Raw genomic sequence first — 1,132 nt, 5'->3', positions numbered from 1 at the left:
TTGCTGGCCCTGATCGCGTTCCTGGCGCCCGGCGGAGCCGACACCAGCCTGTCGGAGCGGCTGACCGAGGTCGGCATCGGCCTCGCCGCGATCGTCGGCCTGGTGGTGGCTGGCCGGTATCTGCTCAATCCGTTCTTCCGCATCCTGGCGGATGCCCGTGCTCGCGAGGTGATGACGGCGGCAGCACTTCTGGTGGTTCTCGGATCCGCGCTCGCCATGCAGCTCAGCGGCCTGTCGATGGCGATGGGCGCATTCCTGGCCGGCGTGCTGCTGTCCGAATCGACCTTCCGCCATCAGCTCGAAGCCGACATAGAACCCTTCCGCGGCATCCTGCTCGGCCTGTTCTTCCTTGCCGTCGGCATGTCGCTCGACCTGCATGTGGTCGCCGCGAACTGGCGGCTGATCGCCATCTATGTCGTCGCCTACATGGTGATGAAGGCGTTCGGCATCTACATCGTCGCCCGTATCCTGAAAACCGGCCATCGCGAAGCTTTGGAGCGCGCGGTCTTCATGGCGCAAGGCGGCGAATTTGCCTTTGTCCTTTACTCCGCGGCCGCGGCGGTCGGCATCATCGACGGCAACGCCAACGCGACGCTGACGGCGATCGTCATCATCTCCATGGTGCTGACGCCGCTGGCGATCATCGCGCTGCGATACCTGACACCGCGCGACGAGCAGTCGCTCGACGGGGTCGATGTCGCCGATGGCCTGACCGGCAGCGTGCTGGTCATCGGCTTCGGCCGCTTCGGCCAGATTGCCAGCCAGCCGCTGCTGCTGCGCGGCATCGACGTCTCGATCATCGACAATGATGTCGAAATGATCCAGGCGGCCGCCGATTTCGGCTTCAAGGTTTACTATGGCGATGGCACGCGGCTGGACATCCTGCATGCCGCCGGCGCCGGCCGGGCGCGCGCCGTGCTGATCTGCGTCGACAAGGCCGATGCCGCCGTCCGCATCGCGGAGCTCGTCAAGGCTGAGTTTCCTTTGCTCACCGTGCTGGCACGCGCTTTCGATCGTGGTACCGCGCTGCAGCTCATTCGCGCCGGCGTTGATTATCAACTGCGTGAAACCTTCGAATCTGCACTTGTTTTCGGCGGCTCGGCGCTGGAATCGCTGGGTGTCGATCCGGAAG

1 protein-coding gene is annotated in these 1,132 nt (G+C 64.8%); it reads left to right on the top strand.

Translation table 11 applies throughout. The annotated features are described in order from the left end of the window. The coding region (locus EN993_RS36080; protein WP_206532491.1) for a cation:proton antiporter at nucleotides 1-1,132 on the top strand (1,132 nt) is incomplete at both ends.

The sequence above is a fragment of the Mesorhizobium sp. M7D.F.Ca.US.004.01.2.1 genome (genome assembly GCF_003997785.1).
In the GTDB taxonomy this organism is placed as follows: Bacteria; Pseudomonadota; Alphaproteobacteria; order Rhizobiales; family Rhizobiaceae; genus Mesorhizobium; species Mesorhizobium loti.
Note: the sequence above shows the minus strand (reverse complement) of the source record. Positions and strands in the feature narration are given on the sequence as shown.